Below are 13,038 nucleotides of genomic sequence, written 5' to 3'. Positions count from 1 at the left end.
ATCTATATTATAGCAAAACCGCTAAAATACGCAACTTTCTAAATTATTCATAAACACATATTACTCCCACTTTCCCCCGCTGATCTTCCACAGATCTACCGCGAAAGCCATCTTCACAATCCTCCAGATTCCCTTAAAGAACTCCCTATTACTCCGCTTCATCACGCATCCTTTCCCCGTCGCAGGCTCATAAAGCAGGACACTCTTATGCCGATACGTTGCCCAAGGCGAATCAAGCGGTGTAATAATCTTAAGTTCCTTATCTGCAGGCAAAAACCAGCCGTTAAACGTTGCCTTCTTTATAATAGAAGATTCAAACCTTGAATGACTGTAATATTCCCGAAGCCTTTCAAGCTTTTTGGCCTCTTCACTAACATCCCGTAGCTCAGAGCTAAGCCCCACATCTCCATAGAACTTATCAAACGGACATATCTCCCGATACATCGCCATAAGCTCTTTGTGCAACCCTTCAGGATCACTCGATACAAGCCATTTCTTCCCCTTAAGGAAATCCATCAGCCCCTTATACACAAACTCACAGTCGCCGTACCTGTAGCTTACAAGCATTCCGATATACCGCTTGATTACCCAGACTTTAAGATGCTTTCGCAGATACTCAGGCTCAAAAAGCGCAGACGTTATCAGCGTATTTCTCATATTGTAATACTGCTTGACTCCCGGAAATACAAGCTCAAACCCCTGATGCCACACACAGATGCCATTAAGGAACACAATCCCCCGGCCACGTTGCTTAAGCCCAAACTGAATGTCATCGTGATGCACAAATATAGGAAGCGGCAGATTCTCTTCGGTAACAGCATTCATATGATAACAGCAGCACCACCACGCTCCGTAAATTTTCTCATCGTAAGAAGCCGCAGTCATCCAATCCGACGTACACACATCAAAATCTCTAAGATCTGCCATCAGGTGATCATTATATACTTTAAATCCGCTATACCACTCTCCGGCAGCATGCTGTATAAAAGGATAGTCCTCCCTCATAAGCCCGCCGCCTACAGTAATCTCCTTATACTCATCCTTCAGGGTAAAAAGAAACCCATACAGCCTTACAAAAATTTCAGGATCAAAAACAGCGTCATCATCCATCATAAGCAGATGCGTAAGCCCAAATTCATCACGCCTCTTAATAGCCTCTGTCATCCCGCGACCAAAGCCACCTGCGCCGCCGGTATTAGCATTTGGAATAACTGTGATCAGCTTCCCATCACCAAGATTTCCTTCGCACACCTCGCTAAATTCATCATAAGAGCTAAGCGTACCTGCATTATCTACTATAAATACATGCATATGGTCTGCTACAACCGGCGTGTTCCCGTCAATATCAACTGAATTTTTCCAATCCATCAAAGCACGCATATTTCTCGTAACATACTGCTCGCGTTTATAAGTACAGATATTCACCGCAAGCTCAACAGATCTACATTTCTCATCAACACTGTTGTTTTCAATTACAGCACAGTAATATCCACTCAATTCCCATCCATCGTTTTCATCACAGATCTCAGCCTTAAACCACAAAACGCCCTTGTCATATGCATTATAAGGCAGTTGTATCGATAGCCTCTGCTCCACCTGCCAAGTAGGCACTTTCCCCACAAGTCGCTCCATACCGCTAGGAACAATTACATCAACCTGAACCTCACATGCAACATCCTTATCATGCATCACAAAAATTCTCTTTATACCCTTAACCTTAAGTTCAAGACTTAAATTTTCTATATTACAATACGTCTTGTGTTTCTCCAGGTAAAAGAGATTAAAAAATCCGTCAAACAGAATAAAGCTCCCATCTCGGTGGAGATAAAGAGCTTCTTCATTACATATATTTTCTTTTGGATAAAGAATTGACTGTAGATTCATGTGTTTTATTTTTCCTGAAGATTCTTATCTTCAAAACTAGCCAAATAATCATCAATGGCACTACGAAAATCATCCTTTAGTTCCTTTATTGTTTCGCCTTCATAAGAAACTATATCATTTGGATTCTTTAAATTCTGAACATGACCATATAAAATATCTGCTTCAGTATCAACTTCAATACTTCCTTTATATCCTTTATATTCAAGAACACTTAATATATTGTCATTCAAATCAATCCCTCCCTTCTAAAATAAGAGATCATATCTTTAACTGCATATTCCTTAAAATAGCTGTAATTATGCGGCTTATGAAACGCATGCCTTGCACCGCTTGGCGAAATTATCATACACCTTGAGCCGCTTCCTTTTTGAGATATAGTACATCCAAGTTTAGATGTCAATCCTCTTAACTCAAAATATGTATAGTCCTTAGGAACAGACAATAGACGTTCTATCATCTTTTCTTTAGTAGACATAATATTATTATACTCCTTTCATGTTCTATTCTCATCATTTCTCTCCTTTCTATGCATAAAAACATGCCGGATGATAAATGAACAAAAGAACATAAAGAAATATTAATAATTCTACAACACTCTTTAGATAATCATATAATATAAATACCATTCAAAAATATGGGAATAACTGAGCGAATTGCTCGGATATCTATCCAACATGAACTCTTATGCGATTTGATTATAGCGAATAACCGCCGATTCATAGAATAACATACCCCCAATTATATGTAAAGCAATATCAATATATACCATCTTTAATATTGTATCCTGCCCAATCCTTCTCTCTTCAATTACATTAATTCCCTTGAATCCCTCAAATAAATCACTCATATGGCGCTCCATCTTTCTTCTTCACAAGTTCATCGTTACTGTAATCCGCAGTATTTACAAGATGATACCTGTAGTCGGACAAATATGGTGAAAAGATATCACTCAAAGCAATTCTGCTCTTTAAAGACTGATCAGCAGTCCAATTCCCTGATGATTCTTGTAACATCCGGACAGGATTCTTGAATTATCCGGACACGTAATCTTTTATTATCCGGACAAGCATTCTTGAAACATGCGGACAGCCATTCCTGAATCATCCGGACAAATGACATCTCACATTGATCTTCTTAGAATGTAATTAATTACATTCTAAGGAGGGTATGAAATGAGGTGTCTTGATACTATGAAAGTTACTGAAATCCTTCGCCTGAGGGAAATGGAGCTCAATCTACGAGATATAGCATCAGCTGTAGATTGCTCCAAAACTACCGTTGGCGAAATTCTTAACAGATGCAAGGACTGTGGACTAACCTATGAAGAATCAACAAAGCTTTCTCCTGAGCGGATCAATGAGCTGATATATCCAGACTCCTTTGGCCGTAAGCAATCCAAGGATGAACCAGACTGGGAAGCTATATACAAGCGACTTATGTCCAGCAGAAGAATCAACCTTTATTACATCTGGGAGCAAGAATACCGCAAAGATAATCCTGATGGCTACAGCTACAGTTACTTCTGTGCCAAGTTCAATACATGGAAAGAAGATACCGGTAAAGAAGTGGTACTGCCTCAGGAGCGCGAGCCTGGCAAGGAACTGTTTGTCGACTGGATTGGTGATACTCTTCCATGCGTTGTTGACTATGAGACCGGTGTGATTCATGATGCTCATTTCTTTGTAGCTACGCTTGGAGACAGTTCATATCCTTTTGTTGAAGCATTTCCTAATGAAACACAGATCAACTGGAATCAGGCTCATATAGATGCTTTTGAGTGGTATGGAGGGCTTCCCAAGATACTTGTGCCCGACAACTGCAAAACAGCGGTTGTACATACCAACCTCTACAATCCGGAGCTCAACCATGCTTACAGAGACCTTGCCCGTCATTATCAGGTTGCTATAATCCCTGCAAGGGTCAAAAAGCCAAGAGACAAACCTACAGTTGAATCAGGCGTAGGCTGGCTTGAAACATGGCTCCTTGAGTGGCTAAAAGATAAGATATATCACAGTTTTGAAGCCCTTAATGCTGATATAAAGGATCGAGTGCTTGAACTTGCAGAAAGACCATTCAAGCATCGCTCCGGCTCTAGAAGCAGCAACTTTACTGCTCTTGATAAGCCGGCACTTCGACCATTGCCCAAGGATCCATTTGAGTATTATGAAACACTGCCAGTTAAGACAGTACCGAATAACTATCACGTCTACTATGACGGCTTTTATTATTCAGTGCCATATACTCTTTACAAGGACTCCGTCACAATACATGCCTATGCCAAGAAGATTGAAATCTTCAACACTATGGGCGAAAGGGTTGCGCTACATATCAGAAAGTTCTCTGGAAGGCGTTATGCAACCGAGATAAACCATATGCCTGCAAACCACCGTGCTATCAGAGAATTCAATCAGTATGATGGAACTCATTATCGCTACAGGGCATCAAGTATCGGTCAGAATGCTTATCGCTTTGTAGATACACTCCTTAAGTCTGCTGACTTTGAGGAACAGGCATATAAATCCTGTATGGCTGTAGTGAACTTCAGCAAGCAGTACGGTAACACCAGAGTTGATAATGCCTGTAAGAAGGCACTTGATCTCAACTCTGTTACATATACAACACTCAAGAACATCCTGAAAAACAATCAGGATAAGAAGCCCGTAAACGCTGAACACTCCGATGCGGACACTCCAACCCCAAGCCACGAAAATCTCCGTGTCGGAGAATGGGAATAGGAGGTGATGCATCATGAACTACCAGACAGCGGAACAGTTAACAGCAATGAAGTTAAATGCCATGAGACTTGAGTACGCCAGGCAGGATGAACTTCCTGCTTCGCAAGCTCTTTCCTTCGATGACAGACTGGGAATGATAGTGACAGCCCAGTTCAATGCAAGAAACAAAGCCAAGACAAACCGGCTTATACGTCTTGCGCATTTAAGGGAGCCTACAGCATGCCTTGAGAACCTGGATTATGAGCCTATACGAAAGCTCAAGAAGGCAGATATAGCAAGACTCTCTGACTGCCAGTGGGTCACAAGCGGTAATAACCTCATCATCACAGGAGCGACTGGTGTTGGCAAAACATATCTGCTCTCAGCTTTTGGCAGAGAAGCTTGCACTAGAGGACTTACTGTAAGGTGCTACAGAGTTCCAAGGTTGCTCACAGACCTGAATATCGCCAGAGGCGACGGATCATACAACAAACTGATGCAGGATCTGGTAAAACCTAATCTTTTGTTGCTTGATGATTTCGGTATGAAACAGTTAGACCTTGGCATGACTCAGGACTTCCTTGAAGTCATTGAGGAGAGATACCACAAACATAAGTCTGTAGCCATCTCAGCACAGTTACCTGTTAAGAATTGGGTTTCAATTTTCAAAGATCAAACGATTGCAGATGCGGTCCTGGACCGCATAGTGCGCAATGCGTATAGGTTCGACCTAAAAGGTCCTTCCCGCCGTCCTACGATAGAACATATGCCGGCTGACGCCGGAGATGACAATAAGACGGCAAGCGAGTAATATAAAAAATAGATGTCATCTTGTCCACTTGATACAGGAATCTTGTCCGGATATTAGTAGAAACCTTGTCCGGATAATTGCGGAACTGACGTCCGAGTATTACAAGATGCTTGTACCAAATAGACAAGAATCATCACAATTCCCCTCGCCATTATAATAAACGATAGGCAAAATCGGAGGATATTTAAACCCGGCCAACTTACTCACATCCGGAATATGTTCAATCAAAGCAATGAAAACTTCCTCATTGTCATTAACCCTAACCTGCTTAACAACATCTGCGTTTCTCTCCTCTGTGAACATAGGAATATAACGTTCTGTAACATCAGTTATATCCTCAGGCCGAACATTCTTCAAAAGATCAATATTCGAATAATCTCGCAGTAACTGAGCACAAAGCGTAGGATTCTCAAAGATAAGCTTAGCACCGTTATCTTCAACTTTGCTGTTAGACATCTTGTAATGCGTCGAATTAATCCTCTCACCTACTGAAGGTTTACTGCGGATTAATTTCTCGTTCTCCTATATATTGTCTATCTGAACGTGCTGTTTTTTTACCGCACGTTTTTTTCGTGTCTATATTGACTGACTATCCCCTTCGGATCTATATTCATACAGTTGCATAAAAAATGAGGAAAGACAGCCCCTACCACAGTTCGTCCTTCCTCATTCACACCCTTAAGAGCTGCACACAGGTCCTGCGCAGGGTCAATGCCCTAATTATGGTTGCCTGTTCATAAGCAGTCATCTTAAGTCCCCTTTCATACCTGTCCAGAACGAATCCGGGGAATAATGAAAGGAGATACGTCTGTATGATACGGAAAAACTTACTGTTTATCAAGATGCTAAATATTAAAACTTCATCAAAAATCCTCTTTGACCGATTTATGACCCGCTTTGTTCCATCGAAGGAGACCTGTCCTGTCTGCGGATCCAGAGGCGAATGTCATGTCCACGCTTACTATGGTCGTACTATCACTGACTTTGTTAATGGTCGGAGACACAAATGCTCCATCAGTGTAATGAGGGTTATCTGTGACAGCTGTCATCACACTCATGCCATACTTCCTGACCACATCATCCCTTATGGGACATATGGGCTGTTCTTTGTGCTCAGGGTTCTGTCAGAGCACATCTTTCAATTCCGGTCCATTGAAAGCATCTGCGAAAGATATGAAATATCCATCAGTCAGTTCCGTAAGTGGAAGTGCCTGTTCAGGCAGCATAAGAAACTCTGGCTCGGTGAACTTGAAAATCTTAAAACAGATACCCGTGATTTTATGAAAACTCTGGTCAGTAATCCTTACAATGGATTCTCTTCGGAATTCATCAGCCATTTCGCATTCTCATTCCTTCAGTCGCATAAAAATCCATCTGTATGCTGTAGCGAATCCGCAGGGTACTGCCAGAAGATATTTCTTCCGGATTACAGAATCACCTGACCACACAACCGGTGGCTGTTTATGCCCATATCTTCGCTTTATGCTTTAGAAAACATAAAGGAGGATCATAATACATGAATAATAACCCTGAAATCACAAAGCAGGATGCCGACATGGCCCAGTTCCGCTTTGCACTCATAGCTCCTGTAGTCCAGGGGCTTTTTCCTGATGCATCAGCTACAGCTTATTACAAGAGAGTGACCGAAAACCCGCTCACACTTCCTGACGGAACCGTTGTAAAGTACAGCTACAAAACACTGGAGAAGTGGAAATCAGAGTATACTAACGGCGGCCTTGATGCGCTTCTTCCCGGAAGGCGCTCCGATATGGGCGTTTCCCGTGTTCTGAACGACGAAGCAATCTGTGAGATCTACCGCATGAAGCAGGAGCATCCCCGCATGAATGCCACCCAGATATACCACCACCTGGTAGCTGAATCATTCATCCCTGCCTGTGTAAGCGTCGACTCAGTCCAGAGGTTCATCAAAAACAATGACCTCAAGTCCGCACGAAATCCCAATCTAAAGGACCGTAAGGCATTTGAGGAGGACGGCTTCGGAAAATGCTGGCAGGCGGACACCTGTTATCTCCCATATATCACTGAGAACGGTAAATCCAAGCGCGTCTACTGCATAATGATAATCGACGACCATTCAAGGCTCCTTGTCGGAGGCGGTCTGTTCTACAGCGACAACGCTTTCAACTTCCAGAAAGTCCTTAAACAGGCTGTTGCTACCTACGGCATTCCTGACAAGCTCTATGTCGATAACGGCTGCAGCTACTCCAACGAGCAGCTCTCCATGATCTGTGTGTCGCTTGGCATAGTGCTCCTGCATACAAAAGTACGCGACGGTGCCAGCAAAGGCAAGGTGGAACGCCATTTCAGGACACTCAAGGAAAGATGGCTGTACACACTGGATATCGGATCCATCACATCGCTCTCCCAGTTTGACAGCATGCTCAAGGACTATATGCGCACCTACAACACCACTTTCCATCGCGGCATCGATTCTACTCCAATGGACAGGTACTTAAATTCAGAATACAAACCCAAGCCGCCTCAGTCCGAAGAGTGGCTTGATGAGTGCTTCCTCAACCGCATAACCCGCAAGGTAAGGAAAGACTCCACCATCTCAATCGACAAGGTCAGCTTTGATGTCCCCATGCAGTTCATATCTGCAAAGGTTGATATCCGCTTTCTTCCGGATGACATGGATTCTGCCTACATTCTTTTTGATGGAAAACACTATCCCCTCCGCAGGACCAACCGCAATGAGAACTGCCATGTAAAACGCCAGAACCCTATCGACTACTCAAGGATTGGAGGTGTAGGCTGATGTACAATAGCTTCTATGGTCTGTCATACAATCCCTTTGACAAGCAGCAGCTCAAGGAAAAGGACTGCTTTATCTCAAAAGATTTCAACGAAATGACAAACCGTCTCAATTACCTCAAGGACATCAGGGGCATAGGAGTATTCACCGCAAGACCGGGCATGGGTAAATCCTATGCCCTCCGGTGTTTTGCAAACAGCCTCAACCCCAGCCTTTACCACATGGAGTACATGTGCCTGTCAACTATCAGTGTCGCCGACTTCTATAAACAGTTCTGCAGTATCCTGGGTGTGAAAGAAAAAGGCGGTAAGCCTGCGATGTTCCAGGCAATCCGCGAGCAGATATCGTACCTTTTCAAGGAAAAGCGGCAACCTCTGCTCCTTGCAATTGATGAGGCGCAGTACCTGAACACCGGAATCCTTAATGACATCAAGATGCTGATGAATTATGGCTACGATTCCGTCAACTACTTTACGCTCATCCTTTGCGGTGAATTACACCTGAATGACACCCTTAGAAAGCCCGTTCATGAAGCCCTCCGCCAAAGGATCACCGTCCACTACAACTACAGCGGACTGGATGACGGTGAGGTTGCAGAGTATATACTTCACAAGATAAAGCTTGCCGGTGCATCCGAAAAGATCATTGATACCGCTGCACTGTCTGCAGCCCACAGCTATACCCAGGGCAACCCCAGACTCATCGACAACCTGATGACCGATGCCTTTGCCATCGGCTCACAGCGTAAATGCAAGGTCATCGATGCCGATATCATCCGTGATGCCGTTGAGAACCAGGCTCTGGATTGATGAAATTTTCAATGTACAAGGCTGTGACTGTTTAGTCATGGCCTTATTTCAAAAAGCATTCCGAATGCTCTCTGGAATAAAGCTATGACAGTGTGCGGTGTTCCCGCCAATATCCTGCGGTCAGGAATTATACCGCACGGTCAGGGAGTGGAAACTGCCGAAAACAATCAGCCGTTACCGCCTCCCACAATGTGCCGCCGGACAGACATCTGACCTCTAACAGACTCATTTGTTTCTTCTTGCATACACATATGCCTCCTTCATAAACATATGCTTAATTCAAATGCAAGAAACACATCCTGATGTAAAGTATAAAATTTCCAAGGTACCTTTACATTACTAATCTTCAGTATTTTCATTCATAGTAAACAATGAAGATTTAGAAAATACCCTGCAATCCCTCTTCAACTTCCCATTACACACTTGTTTGAATAAAACAAACACATATACCACACCAAAAGAAATAATTACCGTACATATCCATAATCCTACACAACAGACAGCAAGTCTTATCGCACTACCGTCTTCACGTACCGCTCCCAATCTAAACACATACCTTGTAAGTATTAATTGAATCGATCCATATACAAAAACAACACCTAAAACGCATCTTCCAACCTTGTCAAAAAAGCTTCCAATCCTCCGGTACATATCGTTAATCCTGAATCTTAACAGCAGATCCACACCAAACAATGCCATCAACGACACTCCAAAAAAAGGTAGGTTTTATCAGATATCCCACACCTCTATCATCAAAGAATATCTGTGACCACACTGTAAGTGCAAAAGCAAAGGCAAAGAACATAACCTCCTTGCTTCCCTTGAATATCCTTTGCATATATCTCGAAATCAAAAAACCTAAACAGAAGTAAAAGAAATAACAAAACGTTCCAAGTGACTGCGGAAAGCTACTTTCTCCGCCGTTTGCCTGTCCATAATAATCAAGCCCGGGAAAAAGAAAAAATAACATCCAGACAATCAGCATAATAAATCGCAGCGAACCTACACTAAACAGTTGCAGCACAAGAGCAACATATGGAGTAATAAGCATAAAAAAGAAAATAAATCTAAATATCCATAAGCATCCAACATCAATATATTTAATCAAAAACGCTTCTTTCATCCAAACAGCAAAGTCAAACTTCCTTCCATCAAAAGCATGCAAAAACATCTGATAAAACAGCACCCAAACCTCCCATATAGCAAGCGTGGGTAAAAAAGCTTTTATATAATAATTGAATCGCTTCGTTTTGCTACTATAATCCCTTTTAAGCAGCTCAAATCCAAGTAATATCAGTATCATCGGAATAGACACTCTTCCAATAACAAAAAGAATATATCCCCAAACCTTAATAATGACATCCCTAGTCGCTATAGAAATAACACCCTCAGGAATCTCATTCCATCCAATAACAAAGACATCTGCACTGGCAGATAACAAAACCATAAGTACAACCATCGAGACAAAAGTAATTGATCTACCTTGTATACCTCCACCTTGCCATTTTGCAGAAAAAGCCTCTTGTCTCTTCCTTATCTCTTGAAGCTGACGTTCTCTAAGTATCTTTCTCTGCTTTCTCTTAGTCTCTATAACATTATCATCATCAGAACCACTATCCAAAGCCTCTAATCCAACGTTTTCTCTGCGTTCTGCATCCTCTTGTCTTTGTTCTTCCTCTAACTCATCCCTCTCTTCGCGCTTACGAGTCATCGCTTCCTCATAATGAGCGCAAACATCCTCAGTAGAGCCATCTTCTCTTATCCGGCCATTTTCTATCCATATACATCTATCAGCTATTTCTCTGATCTGTCCCATGGAATGAGAGACAAGAACAATAGTTATCCCTGCTTCTCTAAGTTCATCAAGTTTCCTAATACATTTCTCCTGAAAAGCCTGATCACCAACTGCCAGTATTTCATCAATAAGCAAAATATCAGCATCAACATTTATAGCAACAGAAAATGCCAGGCGCATATACATACCGGAAGAATACGTTCTTATCGGATTATCAATAAATTCTTCAAGTTCAGAAAAACGTATTATTTCATCAATTCTCTTATCAACCTCTTCCCTTTTGATACCAAGAATAGATGCATTAATATAAATATTTTCTCTTCCACTCATATCCGGATGAAATCCGGCACCAAGCTCAATAAGACTGGAGACCTTACCTTTAACAATCACTGAGCCTTTATTAGGATAAAGAATCTTGGTCAGCATCTTCAACGTTGTAGATTTACCGCATCCATTCTGTCCTATTAGAGCTACAGTTTCACCACGAAAGACATTAAAAGAAATCCCCTTTAGGATTTCTCTTTCTTCATACCTGCTACGCCCGGGAGTCACAAAGTGTTCCTTGAGCATACTTCCTTTATCAAAGTACACCCTAAAAATCTTATATACATCATTAACTTCTATTATTGCTTCTCTATCAGACAAGCTCATTATTCAGTCCGCTCCACAGTAATAATTTTATAATTCTTCTGCAAATCTTTTTTCTAAAATCTTAAATACAACAGAACCAATGAACATTATAAAAAGCGCAAACAATATTGCCTTCCACATATACATAAGATTAGGCGATACCTTGTAGTACAAAATTTGTTGATACATACTGATTACATACAGCATTGGATTCCAATAGAAAACCGGCAAAAATTTCTCAGGAATGATATCAATACTATAAAACATAGGCGTAAAGTACATCCACACCATCATAAGTACAGAAACAATATGTTCAATGTCCCTAAAATATACTTCAACAGCTGATAATAAAAGAGCTAACCCAAGTGAAAAAAAATACTCAATCAACATAACCGGAATCAACCAAATTTGCTGCTTAAGTGCAATTCCCCACCCAGAAATCAATAGAATGCTATAAATAATGGCAAAAGAAATAAGCATATTAATAAAATTAACTGTTAGCGACACTATCGGCAAAATTTGTCTTGGAAAATAAACTTTCTTAACCAAATCGCCCTGATATCTTACAGAACCAAGGCCTTGAATAACTCCACCTGTAAAAAAATTAAACGGAAACATACTGACAATAAGATAAATATGGAATTTTTCAATTCCACTTCTAAAGATTTGAGAAAAAACAAAGGAGTAAACTAATATCTGTAACAAAGGATTGATATATGTCCACAAAAATCCCAATACTGATCCTTTATACTTTCCTCTTAGTTCTCTATGGGTTAATTCAATAATCATATCTCTGAATTTCCAAATATATATAATATCTCCAAGCATATGAGCTCCTACTTTTTTATTATCATCTGAATAATATCAACTAATCATCGCCCCCCAGATATCAATAAATTTTCACCTGTTATATATTGGCAATTCTCTGACATAAAAAAATCAATAGCAGGAATAACATCATCAGGATTAGCAAGCCTTTTTAAAGGGGACATATCAAGCATCTTTTTTTTTGACAAAAGGAGAAGTATCAGCTACAAACTTGGTATCTATCATTGTTGGTGATAAAGCATTGATTGTTATCCCAAATGGTGCGAGTTCCTTTGCAAGTGCCTTGACTTCTCCAAGAAGCGCATATTTCGATATCATATAGGAGTAATTATATGTCACTGGTTGATATGTTACACTTGATAACATAAAACATATCCTGCCAAATTTAGCCTCCTTCATGTATGGTATAAATTTCTGAATAGCCATGCTACTTGATACTACCTGAAGAACAAAGTCCGTCTTTATATCAGAAAGACTAGTCTCTTCAATTTTCATTAGCTGTGTCTTTCTTGCCGGCAAAAACACTATATTTGAAGGTAATTCTCCACTTTCTTCAATTTGTGACAGCATATACTCAATTGATTTCTCATCCAACAAATCACATTGTATTGGCGTAATGTTATTACATCCTTCTGAAATCAATCTCTGCAATTCTATAACATTAGAATTATAATGAGCATAAACTTTCTTATAATTACTTCCATATTTTTCAAGATATCTAATACCAATATCTGAAGATGCTCCAAACATCAAAAGTATTCTGTCATTCATAAGCTAACCCCAATCCTACT

General features: G+C 40.9%; 16 protein-coding genes. 5 read left to right on the top strand and 11 right to left on the bottom strand.

The annotated features are described in order from the left end of the window. Window positions 1-60: 60 nt before the first annotated feature. From CD00_RS0104405 to CD00_RS20080, 4 genes are all read right to left on the bottom strand, one after another. The gene (locus tag CD00_RS0104405; RefSeq protein ID WP_026654840.1) at window positions 61-1,884 is read right to left on the bottom strand and encodes a glycosyltransferase; all 1,824 of its coding nucleotides are present in this window, start codon (window positions 1,882-1,884) and stop codon (window positions 61-63) included. Window positions 1,885-1,889: 5 nt separating this feature from the next. Further along, complete coding sequence (locus CD00_RS0104400; RefSeq protein WP_207640446.1) at window positions 1,890-2,114, bottom strand: antitoxin HicB; 225 nt, start codon at window positions 2,112-2,114, stop codon at window positions 1,890-1,892. Next, window positions 2,111-2,359, bottom strand: coding sequence for a hypothetical protein (locus tag CD00_RS0104395; RefSeq protein ID WP_026654838.1), 249 nt, complete (start codon window positions 2,357-2,359; stop codon window positions 2,111-2,113). The genes CD00_RS0104400 and CD00_RS0104395 overlap by 4 nt, the downstream gene beginning before the upstream one ends. Before the next feature lie 207 nt (window positions 2,360-2,566). Further along, complete coding sequence (locus tag CD00_RS20080) at window positions 2,567-2,731, bottom strand: hypothetical protein (protein ID WP_185750389.1); 165 nt, start codon at window positions 2,729-2,731, stop codon at window positions 2,567-2,569. Window positions 2,732-3,056: 325 nt separating this feature from the next. On the opposite strand from CD00_RS20080, the gene istA reads away from it, so the two are divergent. Both istA and istB read left to right on the top strand, forming a co-directional pair. Further along, window positions 3,057-4,619 carry an IS21 family transposase gene (gene istA, locus CD00_RS0104380; RefSeq protein WP_026654837.1) on the top strand — a complete coding sequence of 521 codons (1,563 nt, stop codon included), beginning with the start codon at window positions 3,057-3,059 and terminating at the stop codon, window positions 4,617-4,619. A 13-nt stretch (window positions 4,620-4,632) separates the two neighbouring features. Next, window positions 4,633-5,409: an IS21-like element helper ATPase IstB gene (gene istB, locus CD00_RS0104375; protein WP_034461944.1), complete on the top strand. Its 777-nt coding sequence runs from the start codon at window positions 4,633-4,635 to the stop codon at window positions 5,407-5,409. A gap of 99 nt (window positions 5,410-5,508) precedes the next feature. Here the strand turns inward: istB and CD00_RS0104370 are convergent, their stop codons facing one another. Together CD00_RS0104370 and CD00_RS0104365 are read right to left on the bottom strand one after the other, a co-directional pair. Beyond that, window positions 5,509-5,865 (bottom strand): hypothetical protein, encoded by a 357-nt coding sequence (locus CD00_RS0104370; RefSeq protein WP_026654835.1) that lies wholly within the window; start codon window positions 5,863-5,865, stop codon window positions 5,509-5,511. A gap of 407 nt (window positions 5,866-6,272) precedes the next feature. After that, entirely contained in the window at window positions 6,273-6,467 is a 195-nt protein-coding gene (locus tag CD00_RS0104365; RefSeq protein WP_026512709.1) for a hypothetical protein, read from the bottom strand. On the opposite strand from CD00_RS0104365, the gene CD00_RS21470 reads away from it, so the two are divergent. The 3 genes from CD00_RS21470 (at window position 6,384) to CD00_RS0104350 (ending at window position 8,994) form a co-directional block, all read left to right on the top strand. Further along, a complete protein-coding gene (locus CD00_RS21470) occupies window positions 6,384-6,851 on the top strand; it encodes a DUF6431 domain-containing protein (RefSeq protein ID WP_442856190.1) in 468 nt (155 codons plus the stop codon). The genes CD00_RS0104365 and CD00_RS21470 overlap by 84 nt on opposite strands. 74 nt (window positions 6,852-6,925) lie before the next feature. Further along, window positions 6,926-8,188, top strand: coding sequence for a DDE-type integrase/transposase/recombinase (locus tag CD00_RS0104355; RefSeq protein WP_026512707.1), 1,263 nt, complete (start codon window positions 6,926-6,928; stop codon window positions 8,186-8,188). Beyond that, entirely contained in the window at window positions 8,188-8,994 is an 807-nt protein-coding gene (locus CD00_RS0104350; RefSeq protein ID WP_026654833.1) for an ExeA family protein, read from the top strand. The genes CD00_RS0104355 and CD00_RS0104350 overlap by 1 nt, the downstream gene beginning before the upstream one ends. A 339-nt stretch (window positions 8,995-9,333) precedes the next feature. Here CD00_RS0104350 and CD00_RS0104345 read toward each other — a convergent pair whose 3' ends face one another. Genes CD00_RS0104345 through CD00_RS0104330 form a run of 5 tightly spaced genes read right to left on the bottom strand, consistent with a single transcriptional unit; the run spans window position 9,334 to window position 13,018 of the window. Next, the gene (locus CD00_RS0104345) at window positions 9,334-9,693 is read right to left on the bottom strand and encodes a hypothetical protein (protein ID WP_026654832.1); all 360 of its coding nucleotides are present in this window, start codon (window positions 9,691-9,693) and stop codon (window positions 9,334-9,336) included. Next, window positions 9,650-11,440 carry an ATP-binding cassette domain-containing protein gene (locus CD00_RS21080; RefSeq protein ID WP_081811832.1) on the bottom strand — a complete coding sequence of 597 codons (1,791 nt, stop codon included), beginning with the start codon at window positions 11,438-11,440 and terminating at the stop codon, window positions 9,650-9,652. Before CD00_RS21080 ends, CD00_RS0104345 begins: the two co-directional genes overlap by 44 nt. A gap of 27 nt (window positions 11,441-11,467) precedes the next feature. Beyond that, a complete protein-coding gene (locus tag CD00_RS0104335; protein ID WP_026654831.1) occupies window positions 11,468-12,247 on the bottom strand; it encodes an ABC transporter permease in 780 nt (259 codons plus the stop codon). 44 nt (window positions 12,248-12,291) lie between these two features. Further along, window positions 12,292-12,411 carry an SDR family oxidoreductase gene (locus CD00_RS21465; protein ID WP_185750388.1) on the bottom strand — a complete coding sequence of 40 codons (120 nt, stop codon included), beginning with the start codon at window positions 12,409-12,411 and terminating at the stop codon, window positions 12,292-12,294. 1 nt (window position 12,412) lies between these two features. Beyond that, the gene (locus CD00_RS0104330) at window positions 12,413-13,018 is read right to left on the bottom strand and encodes an SDR family oxidoreductase (protein WP_026654830.1); all 606 of its coding nucleotides are present in this window, start codon (window positions 13,016-13,018) and stop codon (window positions 12,413-12,415) included. Between the last annotated feature and the right edge of the window lie 20 nt (window positions 13,019-13,038).

The organism is Butyrivibrio sp. AE3003 (genome assembly GCF_000686065.1).
Lineage (GTDB): Bacteria > Bacillota > Clostridia > Lachnospirales > Lachnospiraceae > Butyrivibrio > Butyrivibrio hungatei_A.
Note: the sequence above shows the minus strand (reverse complement) of the source record. Positions and strands in the feature narration are given on the sequence as shown.